This is a genomic window from Terriglobia bacterium, assembly GCA_020073085.1.
Lineage (GTDB): Bacteria > Acidobacteriota > Terriglobia > JAIQFV01 > JAIQFV01 > JAIQFV01.
Window position 1 is genome coordinate 52,543 of record JAIQFV010000025.1, and the last position, 19,071, is coordinate 71,613.

Below are 19,071 nucleotides of genomic sequence, written 5' to 3' on the forward strand. Positions count from 1 at the left end.
GTCCCAGACTGAGACGCGTTTCGATTGTCCCTTTGGTTCATTGTACCCCAACCCCCAGACGCGGGTGGAAGTTTGCCGCGAGTTTTGTCCGGTGAATTTCCACGCGGTTTCCAGTTTGAGGTGGTGATTCCATGCGACAGCCCTGAACATGAAACTTCAGTCCTCCACGAGGAGTGAGATGCTCAGAACACTCCTGACGAGCCCGGGCGCGCGACGTGCCCAGTTAGCCGTTCTCTCGGGCTTCCTGCTGGCCCTGACCTTCCCGAAGTTCAACTGTGGCTGGCTCGCGTGGTTTGCGCTCCTGCCCCTCTTCTTTGTTCTGCTTCAGCCCATCAGCCGTCGTGCCTCATTTCTGTATTCGCTTGTGTTCGGAGGCGTGTTCTATGCGCTGTTGCTCTACTGGGTGGCGGGGGTCATGCACCAGTTCGGATTTCTTCCTCTCCCTCTCGCCATCCTGTTCCTTCTCGGGTTCTCAATTTACAATGCGCTGTTTCTCGCGCTGTTCGGGATCCTGGCCCGCAAGATCCTGACCCAAAATTACCTCTATCTGAAGTGGTTTCTCCCCACCCCTCCCCAGATCGCTCTGCTCAATTCCGCTCTCGTGGCGGCCCTCTGGGTGTCCGTGGAGTTTTTGCAGACTCACCTCTTTGGCGGCTTTCCCTGGTGCTTGCTCGGCTATAGCCTCGTGAACTACCTCGGTCTCATGCAGGTGACCACGGTGACCGGAATTTACGGAGTTTCATTTCTTGTGTGCGGGATCAACGTCTTATTGGCGCAGGCGCTGTACCAGCGGAAACGGCCTTTGTTTGTGGGGACCGCGATTGTCCTGGGCCTGCTCCTTACAGGGGACTTCGCCCTTCGCACCTGGTGGCTGGGAGGATCGACGGACAGCGTTTCAGTGCGGTCGCAGGGAGGGCCGGCCCGGCATGACGTCGCTATCCTTCAAGTGAATATCCCTCAGGACACCGATTGGACTCGCCCCGTTTTTGATGCCTGGCTGTCGACGCTTGAAAAGATGCTTCTGGCTTCTCCCGGAGAGATCGCCGTCATGCCGGAAAATCCGGCCCCTTTTTACTATCCGGATGACCGCACTTTTACCGAGCGTTTGGAATCGATGGCAAACCGCTCAGGGGCCTATTTGATTGCGGGCGTCGTCATGTCTCACAGCGACGCCCAGGGTCATGCCGGGACTTTCAACAGCGCGGCCACGCTGGCGCCCGATGGTCATCTCGTTGCGGCCTATGACAAGCAACACCTGGTTCCTTTTGGAGAATACGTCCCTCTGCGGAGGTATCTTTCCTTTGCAGGAAAGCTCACGCAGGAGGTCAGCGATTTCAGTGCCGGTGACAGGTTCACCCTCAGCCCGCTCCATGAAAACCGGGCGGGGATTTTCATCTGTTATGAAGCCATCTTTCCGGACCTGGTCCGGCGCTTTACCGCCGCCGGCGCCGAAGTCCTGATCAATATCACCAACGACGGCTGGTATGGAGACTCTTCCGCGCCTTATCAGCACTTTGAAATGTCCCGCGTCCGGGCCATCGAAAACCGCCGCTACCTGGTTCGCGCCGCCAATACCGGGATCAGCGCGATCGTGGATCCCTATGGCCGAATCATCACGAGGACGAAACTGAACACGCAGGTCGTGCTTCACGGGGAAATAGAGTACCGCACCGACCGGACATTTTACGTTCGCTTCGGCGACGTTTTTGCGTGGCTGTGTGTCCTGTGGAGTGGGGGGTTCCTGGGATTCGTTTCTTTCAGGAAAAGAGAAGGTAGATAGGCCCCGCAAAGACGCTGAGGACGCCGGGATCCCGACACAGGGCCTCGGGGCCCAATTATTTCTCTTCGACCAATCTGTCGACGAGCTGTGTCACTTCATCGATGTGACCGCGATCGTGCTCCACCATCTTCAGAAGAATTCCTTCCAGCGTGATGCGACCGACCGTCTCGAGCTCGCCCTCCCGCTCCAGGGCTGCGGGCCTGACTCCTTTGAGAAGCTGGAGGCTTCGCACACGCGCGGCCCGGAAACCTTGCAGTGCCGCCTTCAGGTCTTGAGCGTTGTAATCGCGTTCCTGCGCCAGACGGGTCCCGTCCACATCCGGAAGGCGGGGTCGGTCTTCAGTCAGCAGCCTTTCGATCCGCACATTGTACCCTTCCGCCTCAATGTCCCTAAGGTGGCACACATTTTCGAGAATCGAAAAATCCTTTGAAGAGGGCTTCCAGGTCAGGGCCTGGTGGTCGAGACCCTGGGTGAGCTGCAGAATCCGGTCCGGCGTCTCGCCCAGCGTTGTGAGGAAACGAACAAGCTCTTCTGGTTTCATCAGTGTTCTCCGTTAAATCGCACCGGTGGCAGCCGTTTAACAACGGTCATACCCTGTCCGGATTCGGCGCCGTGAAATTGGCATCAACGACATTGCCGGTATTCCTGGTTCCGGCAGGCTCAAACAGGAGGACCTCGACTTCTTCGTCGGCGACAGGCCTGTGCTCGACGCCGCGCGGGATGACAATCAGTTCGCCTTGTCCAAGCTCGACGACGCGATCCCGAAACTCGACGCGGAACTTTCCCTTCCACACGAGAAAAAGCTCGTCTTCATCGGCATGGTGATGCCAGACAAACTCTCCCTTGAACTTGACCAATTTAACTTCCTGTCCATTCAGCGCCGCAACGACCTTGGGCCGCCAATGTTCGGTGAAAAGCGCGAACTTCTCAGCAATGCTGGTCTTGTTCATTTCATCCCTTCGGCTGTTCATTCCGATCACAACAAGATTGCCGGTGGGTCATGGCGCGTCGTCGCCGATGCTCAGCCGTCCCTGAATATGTTCTACTGCGGATCCGGTCCGGGAGATCCCGGCATTGCAGTGCACCAAAACCGGTTTGGGAAGGTGCTGATAGGCTTGCCACACCTGCTCGAGTTGCCCCGTGGAGAGCGGCGGCCACTGGAAGTCTTTGACTGGAATGTGGACGACCTTAAATCCGGCCTCCTCGTAGTAAATCAGAAGACCCGCCGGCAGGCCGGGACAGAAGAGCAACTGTTCTTCGGCAAGAAGGCACAGAATCGATTTGATTCCGAAGCCGTGCAGCGATTCGAGCCAACGATCGACCTCCTCCTGCGACGTTTCCGTATTCAGCCCGTCAAAACCCGGCCGGCAACTTCTAGCCAGGAGGTCCTCCATGACCCACTCAACCATATCAAACATCCCCTAAGCAAGGATTCCGTCCACCAAGGCCGCCCAGATGGACCCTTTTCGAGAAACCGAATCCCAAGAGAATTATCGGCCCTCGGTTGTGCGAGATTCACTGACGAATCATCGGGAGTATACCGCCCCTCCCAGCAGCGGGCAAGGCAAGGGGACATTTAAGCGGGAATTAATGCATCACAGGCAGGGGAACCGGCCTCCGCGCCTCAGCAGTAAAGGAGTGCTGAGGCGGGAGACAGGGTCAATTTGAAGTCACTTCATAAACCTTCCCGTCCAGGACGAACCTGACCTTCGTGCCCAACGAGAAGTACTCCGAGGCCCCGGGGAGTTGCGCCGCCAACTTGAAATACTCGTCGCTGCCAAATTCGATCTTCACCACGGGGAGCGACTTCTGCTCGTCGTATTGCGAATCCACCCAGACCCCCTCCTTCAACATGAAGGTCTTGTTGCGGACGTAGCGGACATTGTTCAGCCCGGAACTTTCGGCACGCTCCGCGGCTTTAAGCCGCTGCAGAGTGACACTGGATTGGACCGCGTTGGAACCTGATTGGGCGGCCATGTCGACCGACATGGTGGCGGCCGGCGAGGGGGCCGACTTGGAGGCGGGCCCGCCCACAACGCCCCCGACCACACCGCCCGTCGGAATCTGCCGCATCGCCCGGCGGTCATCCTCCGTAATCAGGAAAGAGGTGTAGGGCGTGGCGATGCCATACCGGGTGGCAAGCTCGACGATTTCGTCCTTCACTTCCTTGGACTCGCCATTCAGCCGGATCTGGTCCATCAAATAGCCTACTTTCCGGATAGCCCACAGGCGCGGGATGAAGTCGGTTTCGGAATTCTCTGAAGGGAACGCCAGGGTCCCGAGGGCGAAGGTGCGCCTTCCCGAATTGACTTCCCCTTCGAGCGTCGCATCGACCGAATGGCTTCCTGTGTAACGCCCGACAATCACGAGTTGGGAACCTTTGAACAAATCAGGGAGCACCCGGGGAAAGACATCGTCGACTTTTACATCACCCAGCTCCAGCTTCAGGTTGGTCAGCACCGGCGAATTCACTTTCGTGAAGATATTGGAGACGCGCACCTCCAGGTCTTCCTTCGGCCCGATGTACTCAGCGACCCCGTGATTCCCTTCGGCCAGGGGATCCAGCAGATGGGTGTTGACGTCGTATCCCACGCCCACCGTGAAGAGACGCGTGTGGGTCGGATTGGCATGTTGGGTGTTGCTGAGGATCCGGCTGATGTTCTGTTCTCCCACGGTGGGCAGGCCGTCGGTCAAGAACACGATGAAGTGGGGCCGCATGTCCTCGCGGAACATTTTCAGGGCAGCCAGCAATGCCGAGTTAATGTCCGTGCCGCCGTTCGCCTCCAGCTTGGACACGTATTCCACCGCGCGTTCGATCCCGGCCGGGGTCGCCGGCACCAGCCCCCTTTCAAAGAGGTGCTCCTCACTCGCAAAGTGAATGACATTAAACGAATCGCCGGGGTGAAGCGAGCGGATGCCGAATTTCAAGGCCTCGCGCGCCTTGGTGATTTTTCCCTCTTCGCTCATGGAGCCGGAGGTGTCGAGGACAAAGACGATGTCCTTGGGAACGGCTTGGCTCTGTTTCAACTCGAGCTTCGGCGAGAGCAGGGCTATGAAGAACCCGTCCTTGCCTTTTTCGCGGTAGGTCAACAAGCTCAGACCGAATTCCTTGTCGGAAAGGGAATAATACAGAATGAAATCCTGGGTAGGCTTCACCTGCGATTGTTCGAAGCTCGCAGAGACGCGGGTCTCGCCCTTCCGGTTGATTTCCAGCGCGTGGGTAGGTGAGTAAATGTTCTTCAACGCCACGTTGGACGCAATTTCGATTTTTCCGGCAAGCGTTCCGATCGGCTGCGCCAAGGCATTGTGGCCGACTCCAAGAGGATATTCGACCTTCACGGTCCCCTGCTCTGCCTTGAGAATCTGGGAATAACGGATCTCAATCTTCTGATCGCTCCCCGGGCCAATGGGAAAGACGCGCGCCTGGAAGAGATTCTTGCCGACGTACTCAAGCAAACCGGGGTCGCGCAAACGGCGGACAATCTCGTTGTAGGTCTGGCGGGCCTTGTCGCGCTCCACCAGCTCTCCTACAATGCGCTTCCCCCCGGTCCACATGGCAAATTCTTCAATGGAGGCACTCTCGGGAATTGGAAAATAAAACACGCCCTCGGCAGCCCAGCGATTGGGATTCTGGAAGACCTGCTCGATATGGGTACTGGCCACCTGGTTGTTGACCGTGGTCGAAAACGTAATGGACTTCACCGGGAGGGGTGCTTCCAACTCCACACAGGGAGGCCTCTGAGGTGGCAGGGGCCAGGGACCCGGACAACGGCGCGGAATCATGATTCCTTGACCGAATACGAGCGAAGGAAGGATACAACCCAGGAGGAAAAGAAGCGGAGCTCCGGAAAGGATGACCCGGCGGTTTCTTTCAACCCTCTGGGGTTTCACGTTGATAGCACTGGATGGTTGGGCTTCCACTTGATCACCTCCGGTCGCACTCCAGGAAGACAACTTTGCTGTGTTACATACGTCTTTGCACCTTCAAAAAGTTAGACATCCGGAATCAACCAAAAGTTCGAATTATTAGATGCAGACGCGGAGAAAAGGTGCAAGGTCGGAATAAGAGAATCTCAGCGAGGGGGTTCGTCGAGCGCGGTGTAGGCTGGATCTGAAACATCCCCCGACTCCCGTCGGGGGGATTATGGCGGCGGAAGGCTGGGTTGGCAGGCGGCATCTGAAACATCCCCCGACTGCCGTCGGGGGGATTATGGCGGCGGAAGGCTGGGTTGGTAGGCGGCATCTGAAACATCCCCCGACTCCCGTCGGGGGGATTCGGAGCAGTGCACGACCATTTCTTCTGCGTTCCAGCGTTGCGCCAAGAATCCCCCCAGCGGAAGCTGGGGGATCGTTCCTGTGCAGTCTACAAACGAGCTCGCTTTACCCACAGAGAATCCCACCGACGGCAGTCGGTGGATATTTCAAATCCTGCCTACCAGCCGTTCCTCAAAAATGTCCTCATCAACGCTGTTGTGAATTCGCCGCAGGTTCCAGCGTACGCCGAGCTTTCCCACAGTCGGTCCATCCCTGCCCTCACGAGAATCTCCGGAAAGTGTTTCGCCATGAAATACTGTCCGTTATTCATCAGCGCGAGCACGCAAGACTCCACGCTCGCCTGAGGCACAATTCTCATCAGCAGGTGTCCATGATCCGGCAGGATACTCATTTGATCAATGGCGAATCCCCGTTTTTCCGCGACCCCGAGCCAGTAGCTACCCAACTCCCGGGCAGTCGCAGCATCAAACACGGCTCTCCGAAATTGCGTCGCCAGGACCACATGATGACTCAAGTCAAAGAAGGCATGCGCAGAACGGAGTGGTCTTCGATCCTGATTCCGGTAACGAAATACGGGTGGAAGAAGGCGGTCAGCGTATCTGTGGTGCGCTGTCTGGGCCATCAGATAGTGACGAACGGTCTCCCGGTTCACTCGCCCAGTGCTTTTCGCCAGAAATCCCCGCGCCCATACGGGAGATTCCAATCCACACACTGAAGCCAGGTTCGTCTTGAGGGTCTGGATCACCCTTGAGATCGCTTGATCCGGACGCAAACTCACCACCAAGCGGACTTGCTTGGAACACCATTTGGACTCAAAAAGATGATAGCCGTGCTTTTGGCAGATTTCGAGAAGGCGTGCACTGAGCCTTTCCAGCAACATTGAGGAAGTGAAAAGTGCCTTCCGACGATGAGATCGAAAACAGATGTAATAATGAAGTTGATAGGCCCAGTTCAAGGACTCATAATTTTGAATATTCATGTGGAGCGACTTTCCGGGGGGAAATGTTAAGTCAATTCTGCCATGGGCCCTGCAAAAGGGGAAGAGAATTGAGGGGGGCGCGCGGTAGGTCGTATCTGAAACATCCCCCGACTGCCGTCGGGGGGATTGTGGCCGCGGATCGCTCATGCGGTAGGTTGCACCTGAACGATCCCCCGACTGCCGTCGGGGGGATTATGGCGGCGGAAGGCTGGGCTGGTAGGCTGGATCTGAAACATCCCCCGACTCCCGTCGGGGGGATTGTCACTGAAGAAGATTCGGGGATGGAGACTAAAAATTCACGCAGCCCGGACAAACCAGGGCTTGCCGGTCCCGAATTTCGTGGCCAGTGAAATTCCGAGGGCAAAAATGAAAACGAGATAGGGGATGAACCAGTTGACCACTGGGATAAAAGAGAGCAATGACCAGAGAATCAGCCCCAGGAGGGCATAAAGGGCGAGGGGCAGCGGCCGTTTCAGAAGCCAGCGTACCAAAAAGCGTCCGATGGTGAGATAAAACGCCACGGCGCCAAAGGCCCACATTGAAAAAAGCAACAGGATCAGCAGAAACACCAGGGGGATTCCGATCACGATCTTGATCATTAGGGAAAACAACGCCAGCAAACCGATGAACACGATCAGGGCGAGCAGGCCGATCACCGAGATCTTTGCAAAGTCCCGTTCAAAACGGTCCATCGCAAAAGCGGTCTGGACGGGAATGAACAGGATCACCAGGACCGCGATGATGAACCATGCCAGAACTCTTGCCAGCCGCCACAGCAGCGCGTTGCGTTCGAAATGGCGGGTCAGGACAGAGCCCTCGCGCTGAGAAAAGGTGTGCCGCAATTCATCCTGAAAATAGGTGGTCGCCAGTGTCTTTCCCGCGACGCGGGCGCTGGGATCGTGATACAGCTTCCCGCCCAGCACGATCAGGTCGCCCCCCACGACCGCTTCCGGCCCCAGCCAAACATCGCCGCCCATAGAGGCCACATCCCCGTCCACCTTTCCGTTCACGGTGACGCTTCCGCCCAGCGCGGTCACGGACTGTTTCGCTTCCCCGTCGATGAAAACGGAATGTCCGACCGAAATGACGTCGCTTTCCGCCGTGCGGTTTTTTTCGATGGTGATATCCTCGCGGACGGGAGCGGGCCGAACGGGCGTCTGCGCTTCGGGGCCGGGCTCGATCGCGGGCATACACAGGAGGCTGCCGGAAAGAAAAAAACCGGGAATTAAGAAGATCAGGAAGGAGAGAAAGCGCGGGAACCGCCTCAACCAGCCCGAGGGGTCTGCCGCTTTAGAACGTCTTGTCATTCCCACCTCGACGGACGCGCAGGTGCACGTCCTCAAGCATCAGCCGCTCATAACGGGTGAGAAGTTTAATGAGCGCGAAGCCTGCCACGAGCGTAGCGAACATCACCACCAGCAGTGACAACGGCGCTGAGGCGGAGAGCCACTGGCTGCCTGATTCCGTCACGGTGTTCATGGTGCGCAGCACGGCCAGCATTGATTTCAGGGGAAGTTGGGCCCAACCCAAAGTCACATCGAAAAACGTCTTTTGGAGGCCCCCCAGAAATACCACAAGGGTGAGAAGGGTCAGACCGTAGCCGGCTGTCAAGAGGGAAAACTTTCGTTCTTCGGCGGGAATAATTTGAGAATAAATTTGCTGACGCACGCGGTACATGACATGGGGGATGAAATGCTTGGGCGGATCGATCGGAGGGATTTCGGAGAGGCCGCCGACGAGCCTGACCTCCTGGCCATACCGCGTCAGGCAGGTGGAACAGTACTGGAGGTGAATATCGATCTTCCGCAGCTCGCCTTCGTCGAGCGCTCGATCGTGATAAGCCGAAAAGTCAATTTCGTCGCATCTCAGCATGGGTCTCTACACCTTCTCCTACAAAGTCACCTCGGTGGCTGCCGGAAGCCTGCCCCTCCCGATCAGCCTCTTGAATAAATCCGAACGCCCTTTCCTTCCAACTTCTCAATCATTCGCCGCATCATCTCGCGGGCCCGGAACGTCCTGTTCTTCACCGTTCCCAGGGGAAGATCGGTGATTTCGGCCATCTCATCGTAGCTCAGCTCATTGACGTGCCGCAGCACGATCATCTGGCGGTAGGCTTGTGGCAACTGCTCAATCAATCGAACCAGGATCCCACGTGTTTCGGTCTGCTCCAGCTCTTCCTCGGGGATCAGCGCGGTCGACGCCAGGTCCAACTGGATTTCGTCATCCTCGGTGGAGACCGGCTTGTCCAGAGAACTGATGGCCGGGCCTCCTTTACGCAGATGATCGATTACCGTGTTCGAGGCAATTTTAAAAATCCACGACCCGAACTTGAAGTCCTCGTTGTAGGTGCGGAGCGCCACGAAAGCCTTCACAAAAACGTCCTGAGAAAGATCCAGCGCCAAGTCATAATTGCCGATCATCCGCGCGATGAAATTCACGATCGGCTTCTGGTATCTGCGGACGATCTCCTCAAAGGCCCGTTCGTCTCCTTTGAGAGCCCGCTTGACGAGTTGTTGGTCGGAGCCCGTCATAGTCCGTAGACGGTTAGAATACGTGATTCCTTACGGAAAGGTTGCAATTGAAAAAAAATACCTGCTTTCAGCTACATCCGGCCGGACGGCAGGCACGCCCTGGCATCGAACACGACTTTGCCGCCCACCACAGTCATGACCACTTTACCACGGAAGGTCCACCCGTCGAACGGGGAATTCTGACTTTTCGAGCGCGATCCCGCCGCACGAAAAGTCCATTCCGTCGCGGGGTCGATGATTGTGAGATCCGCGAGGGCCCCCTGTTCAATCCGCCCCAGGTCATGGCGCTGCAAAATGCGGGCCGGGTTGGCGCTGAATAGCTCGACGAGGCGGCCCCAGCCAAGTTTCGCCGGCTGGACCAGCCTTTGGATGGCGAGCGAGACGGCCGTTTCCAGCCCCGTGATCCCAAAGGGCGCAGCGCTCAACCCTCGCCCTTTTTCCACCGCCGAATGCGGGGCGTGATCGGTGGCAATCGCATCGACTGTCCCATCGGCCAGACCCTCGACCAACGCTTCGACGTCCCGCGGGGTTCGTAACGGGGGTTTCATCTTGGCGTTCGCCCCGTAACGCCTCACGTCCCCTTCGACCAGCGTGAAATGGTGCGGAGCGACCTCACAGGTGATATTCGTGCCGCGGTGCTTCGCCCACCGGACCAGATCCAAGGCGCCCGCCGTCGAGAGGTGTGCAATGTGAGCATGACCGGCCGTCTCCTGAGCGATTCGAATATCGCGTTCGACGACCGCGTCCTCCGCCACGGGCGGCAAACCCGGAACTTCCAGGGCCCGAGACACTTCGCCTTCGTTCATCACGGCCCCCTCGGTCAGGGACAGGTCCTCACAATGATCGCTGACAAAGGTCCCCAGACGCTTCGCGTCCCGGAGGGCATCCCGCATGAGCGTGTCCGTCTTGACCGCCTTCCCGTCGTCGGAGAATCCCACGGCGCCTGCTGCCATGAGTTCCTCGAAATCGGTCCGGACTTCTCCGGCGCTGGCGAGGGTCACTGCGGCAATGGGGAATACCCGTACCGGGGAGTGAGACCTTGCGCGCTGGAGAATGAACTGCGTGACGGACACACCATCGTTGACCGGCTGCGTATTGGGCATCGCACAAATCGAGGTAAATCCTCCCGCTGCAGCGGCCGCGCCGCCACTCTCGATGGTCTCACAATCCTCCCGTCCCGGCTCCCGGAGATGGGTATGTAAATCAATGAATCCCGGAGCAACAATCAGACCGGATGCATCCACCGTCTCATATCCAGTGGAGTCCCCGGGCCCCGGGGGAGATCCGCTTCCCGGTGCGACCCTTCCGCTCCCGGGCACGACTCGCGATATGATTCCTCCTTCGATCCACACCTCCGCGATTTCATCGCGATGAGTCGCGGGGCAGATGACTCGACCATTTCGTATGATGAGGCCTGACATACCGGCTCACCACCTCCATCTCGAAATTCCCGGCGCGCTGTGGAGAAAAGGCAGGCTGGGCATTGTTCCGACTCTGCCGCCAGGGGAATGGACACTATCCTTCCACCCGCTCCACGAGCATCACCTTCTCTTCCTTGTCAACCTCCATCAGCTTCACTTCGATTATCTCAGTATCGGTGGTTTGCACATACTTCCCGACAAACTGTGCTTCGATCGGGAGCTCACGATGGCCGCGGTCAATGAGGGAGCACAGCTGGACTCGACGGGGCCGCCCCTTTTCAAACAACGCATCCAGGCCGGCCCGGATGGTGCGCCCGGTGTAAAGAACGTCATCCACAATCACAAGGTTACGATTGACAATCGAGAATGGAATCTCGGTCTTTTGCACGACCGGTCGTTCGGCAACGGTGGACAAATCGTCTCGATAAAGATTGATATCCAGCTTGCCCACGGGAGCGCCCGTGGGCTCAAATCGGGCGATGTTCTTCGCCAGACGCTGAGCCAGGAATCCGCCCCGGCGCACGATGCCGATCAAGGCCAGATTGTCGACTCCGTTATTCCGCTCCACAATCTCGTAAGCCAGTCGTACGAGCGTCCGTTCCATCTCAGCGGCACTCATCAGTTGAGATTTTTCCACGATCTTCATTGAGTCACCTCGAGCCACTCTTTCGGTCTGAAATAATCTCATCCAAAGCGGGGACTTAGTCTAACACAAGGGCGGAGGAACACCCATGGGGTTTGAACCCCCGGAAAAGTCCGCGCCCGAAGCGATGGCCCTTCGGCTAATTCTTGCACCTTTCGGCGAATTTGCTAAGATGCGTTGATGATCGATCTGCAGATGGAAATCGCCGGAATCAACTTTCAGAACCCAGTGCTCACGGCGAGCGGAACGTTTGGCTACGGCGTCGAATTCGACTCTATCCTTGACCTCAATCGGTTGGGCGGGATTGTGGTCAAGGGAATTTCCGCCCGGCCCATCGAAGGCAATCCCCCGCCGCGTCTCGTTCCCACGGCTTCTGGTATGCTGAATTCGGTGGGGCTTCAAAACATCGGCGCCAGGCAATTCATTGAAACCAAGCTCCCGTTCCTGCGAACCCTCCGGGCCAGGACCATCGTCAATGTGTTCGGAACCACCGTGGAAGATTATCTCGAGTGTCTCCATCTCTTGAATGAGGCCGACGGAATTGCCGCCTATGAGCTGAACATCTCCTGTCCCAATACCTCCCGGGGGGGAGCGGAGTTTTCCAGCGACCCGAAATTGGCTCACGAGGTAGTCTCCAGCGCGAAACGCGCTGCCCGACGCCCGCTGTGGGTGAAGCTCTCGCCCAATGTGGGTGACATCCGGGAGATTGCCCTTGCCGTTGTGGACGCAGGAGCGGATGCGCTGACCATGACCAACACCTTCCTGGGAGTGTCGATCGATGCCGACAAAGGAAAGGCGAGAATTCCTCGCGTGGTCGCGGGACTCTCCGGCCCCGCCATCAAGCCCCTCGTGCTGCGGCTCGTTTATCAAACCGCCAAGGTGGTTTCCGTCCCGATCATTGCAGCAGGGGGCATCACAAGAGCCGAGGATGCGCTGGAGTTTTTCATGGCCGGCGCCTCGGCCATCGAGGTGGGAACGGCCAATTTCTATGATCCGGAAGCGACGATCAAGATCATCAGGGGGATTGAAGCCCATTGCCTGCAAAGGAAGATTCAAGGACTGAAGCAACTTGTCAGAAGCCTCCGCGTCTAACGCTGAAGAAAGTGAAGGTTTGATTATGCGATTCCATGCCGTGAAACTCCTTCTTGCATTTTCCCTGATCCTGCTCCCCTTCGGGGGATTCGGTGCAGAGCAGAAGGATCTCTCCGCGACACTGAAGCCTGGGACGATGTTGAAAGCCAGCTTGGAAACTGATCTCAGCTCTTCGTCCGTGTCGAAGGGGGACCGTTTCAATCTAAAGATCCTGTTCGCCACGGAGGCGGGGAAGCGGGTGGCACTCCCGCGGGGTTCCAAGCTGTCCGGAAGAATTGCGTCCGCCCGCTCCGCGCGACGCGATGAGGCAGGCTATGTTACCCTGGTGGTGGATCAACTGGTATTCCCCGACGGCAAGACCGAGACGCTCCGGGGAGAAGTCCAATTCCCGGTGCTCAAGGATATCGCTCCGGAACCCAACGGAGACGAACTCACCCTGCGCGGTGGCGTCCAGGAATCGGAAAAGATGACCGTCCACTCCAGCACGTCCAATCTTCCTCCGCCTTCCAGTGCCGAGGATGTGGCGCATAGCGACATCAAATCACCTGACAAGCAGAAACACGAAACCACAGGCACCCTGGACCTGACCAAGAGGAAAGGGCGCGATGTGGAGATCGCCGCGGGAGTTCTGGTCAATGTCAAGATTCTTGAACCTCAGCCGGCAGTCGCACCCGCACCGGAAACTCCAAAACCTCCCAAATGACCGGAAGAGCGATCAAGCGCCATGCATCCCTTGGCTTCTCCGAATAAATTCGGATTCCCAGGTTGAGACTTTCGCCCGGGAACAATCCATTCGAGGCCCTCTGCGGCGTCGAGATTCGCAACCCGGCCACGAGCCTTGTTCAGTGATAAATCGTTGGGAGCGTGTCCGGATTTCAGTATAATGGCACGGCCATTCATCACCAGGATCCCTGCGGCTGAAGTCCCCTCTTCGCCCCGGAGGTTCGTTCAACCGCGACACCTATTCCATTGGAGGTAGATCGCATTCAAAAACTCCCCATGAAAGTCTCTGTTGTCATCCCGGTTTACAACGAGCGAAAGACGATCGAACAGGTCCTCGACAAGGTCGAAGCGGTGCCGTTCGAAAAGGAAATCGTGGTCGTCGATGATTGCTCCAAGGACGGAACGCGCGAGCTTCTCATTGAAGATCTGAAGCGGCGAGGACACCCCCTGGTCCTTCAGCCTGTCAACCAGGGCAAGGGAGCCGCCCTGCGAGCGGGGATCATGAAGGCGAAAAATGAGGTTATCCTGATCCAGGATGCGGATCTGGAATACGATCCTGCCGATTACCCCAAGTTGCTCCAGCCCATCTTCGACGGGATTGCCGATGTCGTTTACGGTTCCCGCTTTATCGGCTCGCCCCATCGCGTGCTCTACTTCTGGCATTCAGTCGGAAACGGCCTGCTGACGCTGGTCTCCAACATGTTCACGAATCTCAACCTCACCGATATGGAAACGGGATACAAAGTCTTCCGGCGTGAAATTCTCGAACAGATCACCCTCAAATCAAACCGCTTCGGTTTTGAGCCCGAGGTCACGCAAAAAATCGCCAAAATCAGAGGGTGCCGGATTTACGAGGTGGGGATTTCCTATCGAGGTCGGGATTATTCCGAGGGGAAGAAGATCACCTGGAAGGATGGGCTTGCCGCGCTGTATTTCATCATCCGATACTGGCTGGCCGACTGAATCCGAAAATTTTACTGGCGGGTATCCGCTCTGGCCTTCTTCACTTCCTCCAGATACTTGATATCGTGCTTGTAGATGAAAAGATTGGGCCGGCCTTCCCGTGTCAGACGGATGAAATTCCGGTCGATGTACTCAATCCACCCCTCCACCGTTTCACCGTTCATGAGTTTCACCACCACGAGCGCCTTGGTTTGAACTAATTCGGAAAGGTACTGATATTCCGCGTTGGTCAGGTCGGGGGCATGCTGGCCTCGCACCGGGCTGGAGGTCGCCTTTTCGCTCAATTTGAGCTTTCCCTCCGCCTGGCGGCGGCGCACTTCTTCCATGGTCGTACGGATCAGTTTTCTCTGGCCAGCCCCATCCCCTGTCAACACCGGAGGTTTCATTTCCGGCGGACGAAACACCCGGACATTGCCGTCGGTGGGGGGGGGCGGGCCGGGCCGTAGTTCTTTCTTGTCCAAGTCTTCTGACACAGGCAGAATCGGTTTTCTTTTCCGAATAAGCGGCTCGTTGCGGGCCAGAGGCTCTCGTGTGGGCTTCTTCATGGGAATGGTTTCCCTCCAATCAGACTTTCAATGCCCGACGATTGCGGGCTTTAAATCGATTTCATAAAAAAGCAACTCGCGGCCGACCTGTTTAGGATCGACAGAACGACGGATTCGAACCCGGGGGATATAGATTTTCCCACCCACCAAGGCAGCCCCCAGTTCGGGGGTCTCATAAAACACAAAACCGTAGGCCGTGCTATGAGGAGGGATGAACTTATCTCCCAACTCCTTCGAGAGGAAATCTGCCCGCGCATTCATGAAATCCTTTTGAGGATTGCCCCCCAAGCCTACGCCACCAATTCCAATCTTTCCCGAGGAACTCCGTCGGCGGTTACTGGGGTAAAAGATCTCCCGGACGACGTCCTCAGTCGGCGTGGGATGCAGGGCATGAATCCTGGCGTTCGCCAATTCGACTTCTATCGCATTCACCTCAATCTCGTCATCGGTGTCGTTGCTCACGACGATCAAAACCGTCACAAAATTCGCCCGGGAAGGGTCGCGATCGAAAACCCCCATGACCTTTTCCGATTGATCGTAGGGCTCTGCAGCAATGGTGATCTTGTCGTGGGAGTCAGAAGCCGGATAGGCCTTGGCGTGGCCTGTTGAAAAGGGTTTGACCTTGTATCCGGCCAGAATCGGACCCGCGACAAACACCGCTCCTAAGACGAACAACGTGCAAGCAAGTTTCTTCAACATGAAGAGATTTCCAGTCCTGGGTGTGCCCATAGCATGAACGTGTTTTCTTCTTCCGTCAAGAGGACAGGGCAACAAAAATGAGGGGCTGTGTTGGATAATGTCCCGGTTCGGCGGAGCGACGGGGCCCTCTAACGGCTTCATTGGCGGTGGCTCAAGTGCCGCACTAAACCCTTCCGCCCGCCGTTTCCATGCTCACCAGGACCTTCAGAGTTCCACTTTTCCGGGCCTGCTCGAAGGCATCCAAGCCCCGGGCCAGCGGATACCGCGCGGAGATCAGCGCCGTGACCTCAACCTCCCGGCTCCGCAGCTTCTCGAGCGCCGCGGGAAAGGGCCCGCATCGCGAACCCACCACTCGGACCTCGTTCACGACCAGGGGGGCGGCATCGAGGCACAAGGCATCGTGGTAAGTGGACTTCAATACGAGAGTCCCGCGTGGACGGACCAGCATCAGGGCGGTTTGAAAACCGCTGGGAGAGCCCGTCGCCTCAACCACAATATCGAACGTTCCAGCGAGTTGTTTTCGTTCCTGTTCCACCGCTTCCAAGAGCAGGGTCCGGACACCACAGCCGGCCATGCGATCCAAATTTCCTTCGTGTTTGCCGATCGCCGTGAGAGCCCCTCCCTGGCGCGCCAAGACCCGGACAATCAACTGCGCCAGCTTCCCGTCGCCCACCACGCACAGCCGATCGTCCGGGAGGACGGTGACTTGTTCCAGAATTTCACAGGCGGCGGCCAAAGGCTCGACAAACACCGCTTCGTCATCCGACATTTCCCCGGGCACTTCGTGGAGGTTTTCCAGTGGCAGCACACAAAATTCGGCAAGCGCCCCCGGGCGATTGACGATCCCCAGCACACTTCGATTTCTGCAGTGTTTCTCCAGTCCCCGCGCGCAAAGATCACAGTGATGGCACGCGCAATTGATTTCTCCGACCACACGCCGCCCCCGCCAGTGCGGGTCCGGGGATTGTTCCACGATCCCGACAAACTCATGGCCGAGAATTCCATGAAACTGGTGGTAGCCTCGGGTGATTTCGATATCGGTATTACAGATTCCCGCCTGCAACACCCGGATCACCGCCTCGGTGCCCGACGCCCGGGGTGGGGGCACCTCATCCACCTTCAAAGTTCCATCAAAAACTATTGCATTCATCTCTTGATTTGTGTAAGTTTGACCGCTTGTCGAACCCTGAATTCCATTTCCGTACGAGTATTTTCCAAGAGGACGCTCGTTATCTCTTCCCTCATCTCAAGGGCATGTGCATTCGGCTCCCCTCTGAGCCGACTCTTGAGATTCCGTTGGGATCATCTCATGTTTCCAATCCTGCTTTAAGGGAGTTTTCATGGCACGCAACATCTCTCGCAGGAATTTTATCAAGAAATCGACCGCAGCGGGAGTCGGCGCAGCATTAATGGGCCGGGTTTCGGTCAGCGAAAGCATGGCGCAAACAGGAGGCGCGAGCGGGTCGCTTCCCGTCGTGATCTCCAGTGCCAATGGCCTCGAGGCGGTGAAAAAGGCGATGGAGATCTTGAAGGCGGGCAATGACCCGTTGGATGCGGTCATCGCGGGCGTGAATCTCGTGGAAGACGATCCCAATGACATGTCGGTGGGTTATGGCGGACTCCCCAACGAGGATGGCGAAGTGGAGCTCGACGCCAGCTGCATGCATGGACCCACCCACCGTGCGGGGGCCGTGGGGGCGTTAAAGTGCATCAAGAACCCGTCGAAGGTGGCCCGGCTCGTCATGGAACGCTCAAACCGTATTTTTCTCGTCGGTGAAGGCGCGCTGCGCTTTGCGCTCGCCCACGGATTTAAGAAAGAGAATTTGCTGACGGACAAGGCGCGGGAAATCTGGCTCCAATGGAAAGACAATCTTTCGACGCATGACGACTGGGAGCCGCCCAGGGACAAAGAAGGCAATCCCATCACGCACGGGACGATCAACTGCAACGCCGTCGATGCCAATGGCAATATCGCCGGCGTCACCACGACCAGCGGTCTGCCGTTCAAAGTGGCTGGACGCGTTGGGGACTCCCCCCTTATCGGAGCCGGGCTCTATGTGGACAATGAAGTCGGCGCGGCCGGATCCACCGGCCATGGCGAGGCGAATATCAAAGTGGTGGGGGCCCACACGGTGGTGGAGTTTATGAGGGAGGGAGTTCAACCGGAAGAAGCGTGTTTGCGGGCCCTCCAGCGTATTGTCGATCTTCACAAGCGCACCGCGAAATGGTATGGCGAACTCCAGAATGTGAATTTCTATGCGGTCAATAAAAAAGGCCAGTATGCGGCAGCCGCCATATTTAGTGAGAGCCGCTACGCGGTGGCTACCTCCGAGGGGGCGCGCCGGCTCGACAGCGCGTATCTGTTGAAGAAACCCGCCCCGGCGAAGAAGTAGGCGCACCGGGGAAGCACAATGTGACCGAAGTCGGAGGTCGGAAGTCAGAAGTCGGATGAGAACCGGTTTTTTCTCTCTGACTTCTGCCCTCTGACTTCCGACTTCATTCGCAAGGACAGAAAATACACCACACCACTCAGAAATCCGAGGACTGCCAACATGAAACCGCTTGTAGGAATCGTGATGGGGAGCGACAGCGATCTGCCCGTCATGACCGAGACGGCGCGACGCTTGAAGGAATTCGACATCCCGTACGAAATCGAAATCACTTCGGCGCACCGCTCTCCGATCCGAACCTCAGAGTATGCGCGCGAGGCCAGCCGGCGCGGGCTGAAGACCATTATCGTCGGGGCGGGAGGGGCCTCCCACCTGGCGGGAATCATCGCCGCTGAAACCATCCTCCCGGTCATCGGGGTCCCGATCGACAGTTCACCGCTGAGCGGGATCGATGCACTCCTGTCGACGGTACAGATGCCGAGCGGCGTCCCGGTGGCCACCATGGCCGTTGGCAAGGCCGGGGCGAGCAACGCGGCCATCCTGGCAGCAGAGATTATTGCGATCTCCGATAAGGCCCTGGCGCTGAGACTGAACCGGTTCAAGCGCGAGCTCGAAAAGTCAGTGGTCGCGAAATCAGAAAAGGTCAAAAGAGAATTCAAGCTCTGAGCGTAAGAGAGCCCTTCTCAGGGGTGGTCTTCAGCGCTGCCGAAAGCCCTCTCCAATCTCAAAACTGAGATTCACTTCTTACCCTTTCACGACGACATACTCGGTCTTGTTCGCAAAATGAATCTCCCGAATCTGATTTCGCTCCATGATGATCTCATCGGATTCGGGCTTCTTCTTGGATTCCATGATCTGTCCCTGCACTTCAACCAAAGTCTTGCCGTTGTCGTCATTCTTGACGACGACTTGGTTCCCCTCGAGGATGAAGTCATAGGTCCCGGCCTTAAGCTGTGTTCCCCCGATGACTGCGGGGTCAATAGAGACCGTGGCGTGCACTGACCTTGCCCAGGCCGGGTTCTTCTCCGGC

General features: G+C 57.4%; 20 protein-coding genes. 6 read left to right on the forward strand and 14 right to left on the reverse strand.

The features are described 5' to 3' along the window. The first annotated feature begins 178 nt into the window (after positions 1 to 178). Entirely contained in the window at positions 179 to 1,780 is a 1,602-nt protein-coding gene (gene lnt, locus LAO21_19100; GenBank protein ID MBZ5554831.1) for an apolipoprotein N-acyltransferase, read from the forward strand. Between the two features lie 55 nt (positions 1,781 to 1,835). Here lnt and LAO21_19105 read toward each other — a convergent pair whose 3' ends face one another. From LAO21_19105 to pyrR, 10 genes are all read right to left on the reverse strand, one after another. Beyond that, positions 1,836 to 2,321 (reverse strand): DinB family protein, encoded by a 486-nt coding sequence (locus LAO21_19105; GenBank protein MBZ5554832.1) that lies wholly within the window; start codon positions 2,319 to 2,321, stop codon positions 1,836 to 1,838. Between the two features lie 46 nt (positions 2,322 to 2,367). Then, positions 2,368 to 2,730, reverse strand: a complete 363-nt coding sequence (locus LAO21_19110) for a cupin domain-containing protein (protein ID MBZ5554833.1) — start codon at positions 2,728 to 2,730, stop codon at positions 2,368 to 2,370. Between the two features lie 48 nt (positions 2,731 to 2,778). Beyond that, positions 2,779 to 3,198: a hypothetical protein gene (locus LAO21_19115; protein ID MBZ5554834.1), complete on the reverse strand. Its 420-nt coding sequence runs from the start codon at positions 3,196 to 3,198 to the stop codon at positions 2,779 to 2,781. A gap of 241 nt (positions 3,199 to 3,439) precedes the next feature. Beyond that, positions 3,440 to 5,506: a VIT and VWA domain-containing protein gene (locus LAO21_19120; protein MBZ5554835.1), complete on the reverse strand. Its 2,067-nt coding sequence runs from the start codon at positions 5,504 to 5,506 to the stop codon at positions 3,440 to 3,442. Between the two features lie 706 nt (positions 5,507 to 6,212). After that, on the reverse strand, positions 6,213 to 7,034 hold the full coding sequence (tnpA, locus tag LAO21_19125; GenBank protein MBZ5554836.1) for an IS200/IS605 family transposase: 822 nt from the start codon (positions 7,032 to 7,034) through the stop codon (positions 6,213 to 6,215). Between the two features lie 296 nt (positions 7,035 to 7,330). Continuing rightward, positions 7,331 to 8,341, reverse strand: coding sequence for a hypothetical protein (locus LAO21_19130; GenBank protein MBZ5554837.1), 1,011 nt, complete (start codon positions 8,339 to 8,341; stop codon positions 7,331 to 7,333). After that, entirely contained in the window at positions 8,325 to 8,906 is a 582-nt protein-coding gene (locus LAO21_19135; protein ID MBZ5554838.1) for a zf-HC2 domain-containing protein, read from the reverse strand. Before LAO21_19135 ends, LAO21_19130 begins: the two co-directional genes overlap by 17 nt. Before the next feature lie 62 nt (positions 8,907 to 8,968). After that, positions 8,969 to 9,565 (reverse strand): sigma-70 family RNA polymerase sigma factor, encoded by a 597-nt coding sequence (locus LAO21_19140; GenBank protein ID MBZ5554839.1) that lies wholly within the window; start codon positions 9,563 to 9,565, stop codon positions 8,969 to 8,971. 71 nt (positions 9,566 to 9,636) lie between these two features. Further along, positions 9,637 to 10,986, reverse strand: coding sequence for a dihydroorotase (locus LAO21_19145; GenBank protein MBZ5554840.1), 1,350 nt, complete (start codon positions 10,984 to 10,986; stop codon positions 9,637 to 9,639). 94 nt (positions 10,987 to 11,080) lie between these two features. Continuing rightward, entirely contained in the window at positions 11,081 to 11,632 is a 552-nt protein-coding gene (gene pyrR / locus LAO21_19150; protein ID MBZ5554841.1) for a bifunctional pyr operon transcriptional regulator/uracil phosphoribosyltransferase PyrR, read from the reverse strand. Between the two features lie 177 nt (positions 11,633 to 11,809). Here pyrR and LAO21_19155 point away from each other — a divergent pair, with 177 nt between their 5' ends. From LAO21_19155 to LAO21_19165, 3 genes are all read left to right on the forward strand, one after another. Beyond that, entirely contained in the window at positions 11,810 to 12,721 is a 912-nt protein-coding gene (locus LAO21_19155; GenBank protein ID MBZ5554842.1) for a dihydroorotate dehydrogenase, read from the forward strand. A 25-nt stretch (positions 12,722 to 12,746) separates the two neighbouring features. Then, the gene (locus LAO21_19160) at positions 12,747 to 13,424 is read left to right on the forward strand and encodes a TrbI/VirB10 family protein (protein MBZ5554843.1); all 678 of its coding nucleotides are present in this window, start codon (positions 12,747 to 12,749) and stop codon (positions 13,422 to 13,424) included. A gap of 296 nt (positions 13,425 to 13,720) precedes the next feature. Continuing rightward, the gene (locus tag LAO21_19165; GenBank protein MBZ5554844.1) at positions 13,721 to 14,407 is read left to right on the forward strand and encodes a glycosyltransferase family 2 protein; all 687 of its coding nucleotides are present in this window, start codon (positions 13,721 to 13,723) and stop codon (positions 14,405 to 14,407) included. An 11-nt stretch (positions 14,408 to 14,418) separates the two neighbouring features. Here LAO21_19165 and LAO21_19170 read toward each other — a convergent pair whose 3' ends face one another. The 3 genes from LAO21_19170 to LAO21_19180 form a co-directional block, all read right to left on the reverse strand. Further along, a complete protein-coding gene (locus LAO21_19170) occupies positions 14,419 to 14,733 on the reverse strand; it encodes an RNA chaperone Hfq (protein ID MBZ5554845.1) in 315 nt (104 codons plus the stop codon). A 246-nt stretch (positions 14,734 to 14,979) separates the two neighbouring features. Next, a complete protein-coding gene (locus LAO21_19175; GenBank protein MBZ5554846.1) occupies positions 14,980 to 15,651 on the reverse strand; it encodes a hypothetical protein in 672 nt (223 codons plus the stop codon). A 163-nt stretch (positions 15,652 to 15,814) separates the two neighbouring features. Further along, entirely contained in the window at positions 15,815 to 16,801 is a 987-nt protein-coding gene (locus LAO21_19180) for an alcohol dehydrogenase catalytic domain-containing protein (GenBank protein MBZ5554847.1), read from the reverse strand. Between the two features lie 190 nt (positions 16,802 to 16,991). Between LAO21_19180 and LAO21_19185 the strand changes: the two genes are divergently transcribed. Next, positions 16,992 to 18,044, forward strand: coding sequence for a N(4)-(beta-N-acetylglucosaminyl)-L-asparaginase (locus LAO21_19185; protein ID MBZ5554848.1), 1,053 nt, complete (start codon positions 16,992 to 16,994; stop codon positions 18,042 to 18,044). Between the two features lie 159 nt (positions 18,045 to 18,203). After that, complete coding sequence (purE, locus tag LAO21_19190; GenBank protein ID MBZ5554849.1) at positions 18,204 to 18,707, forward strand: 5-(carboxyamino)imidazole ribonucleotide mutase; 504 nt, start codon at positions 18,204 to 18,206, stop codon at positions 18,705 to 18,707. 78 nt (positions 18,708 to 18,785) lie between these two features. Here purE and LAO21_19195 read toward each other — a convergent pair whose 3' ends face one another. Next, entirely contained in the window at positions 18,786 to 19,040 is a 255-nt protein-coding gene (locus LAO21_19195; GenBank protein ID MBZ5554850.1) for a hypothetical protein, read from the reverse strand. Positions 19,041 to 19,071: the final 31 nt, after the last annotated feature.

What these genes read in the sequence shown, in the direction of transcription:
- LAO21_19175 (MBZ5554846.1), bottom strand. Translation starts at nt 15,651, where the DNA reads ATGTTGAAGAAACTTGCTTGCACGTTGTTCGTCTTAGGAGCGGTGTTT.
- LAO21_19155 (MBZ5554842.1), top strand. Translation starts at nt 11,810, where the DNA reads ATGATCGATCTGCAGATGGAAATCGCCGGAATCAACTTTCAGAACCCA.
- LAO21_19180 (MBZ5554847.1), bottom strand. Translation starts at nt 16,801, where the DNA reads ATGAATGCAATAGTTTTTGATGGAACTTTGAAGGTGGATGAGGTGCCC.
- LAO21_19140 (MBZ5554839.1), bottom strand. Translation starts at nt 9,565, where the DNA reads ATGACGGGCTCCGACCAACAACTCGTCAAGCGGGCTCTCAAAGGAGAC.
- pyrR (MBZ5554841.1), bottom strand. Translation starts at nt 11,632, where the DNA reads ATGAAGATCGTGGAAAAATCTCAACTGATGAGTGCCGCTGAGATGGAA.
- LAO21_19105 (MBZ5554832.1), bottom strand. Translation starts at nt 2,321, where the DNA reads ATGAAACCAGAAGAGCTTGTTCGTTTCCTCACAACGCTGGGCGAGACG.
- LAO21_19110 (MBZ5554833.1), bottom strand. Translation starts at nt 2,730, where the DNA reads ATGAACAAGACCAGCATTGCTGAGAAGTTCGCGCTTTTCACCGAACAT.
- LAO21_19145 (MBZ5554840.1), bottom strand. Translation starts at nt 10,986, where the DNA reads ATGTCAGGCCTCATCATACGAAATGGTCGAGTCATCTGCCCCGCGACT.
- LAO21_19115 (MBZ5554834.1), bottom strand. Translation starts at nt 3,198, where the DNA reads ATGTTTGATATGGTTGAGTGGGTCATGGAGGACCTCCTGGCTAGAAGT.
- purE (MBZ5554849.1), top strand. Translation starts at nt 18,204, where the DNA reads ATGAAACCGCTTGTAGGAATCGTGATGGGGAGCGACAGCGATCTGCCC.
- LAO21_19185 (MBZ5554848.1), top strand. Translation starts at nt 16,992, where the DNA reads ATGGCACGCAACATCTCTCGCAGGAATTTTATCAAGAAATCGACCGCA.
- LAO21_19135 (MBZ5554838.1), bottom strand. Translation starts at nt 8,906, where the DNA reads ATGCTGAGATGCGACGAAATTGACTTTTCGGCTTATCACGATCGAGCG.
- LAO21_19130 (MBZ5554837.1), bottom strand. Translation starts at nt 8,341, where the DNA reads ATGACAAGACGTTCTAAAGCGGCAGACCCCTCGGGCTGGTTGAGGCGG.
- tnpA (MBZ5554836.1), bottom strand. Translation starts at nt 7,034, where the DNA reads ATGAATATTCAAAATTATGAGTCCTTGAACTGGGCCTATCAACTTCAT.
- LAO21_19170 (MBZ5554845.1), bottom strand. Translation starts at nt 14,733, where the DNA reads ATGGAAGAAGTGCGCCGCCGCCAGGCGGAGGGAAAGCTCAAATTGAGC.
- LAO21_19165 (MBZ5554844.1), top strand. Translation starts at nt 13,721, where the DNA reads ATGAAAGTCTCTGTTGTCATCCCGGTTTACAACGAGCGAAAGACGATC.
- LAO21_19160 (MBZ5554843.1), top strand. Translation starts at nt 12,747, where the DNA reads ATGCGATTCCATGCCGTGAAACTCCTTCTTGCATTTTCCCTGATCCTG.
- lnt (MBZ5554831.1), top strand. Translation starts at nt 179, where the DNA reads ATGCTCAGAACACTCCTGACGAGCCCGGGCGCGCGACGTGCCCAGTTA.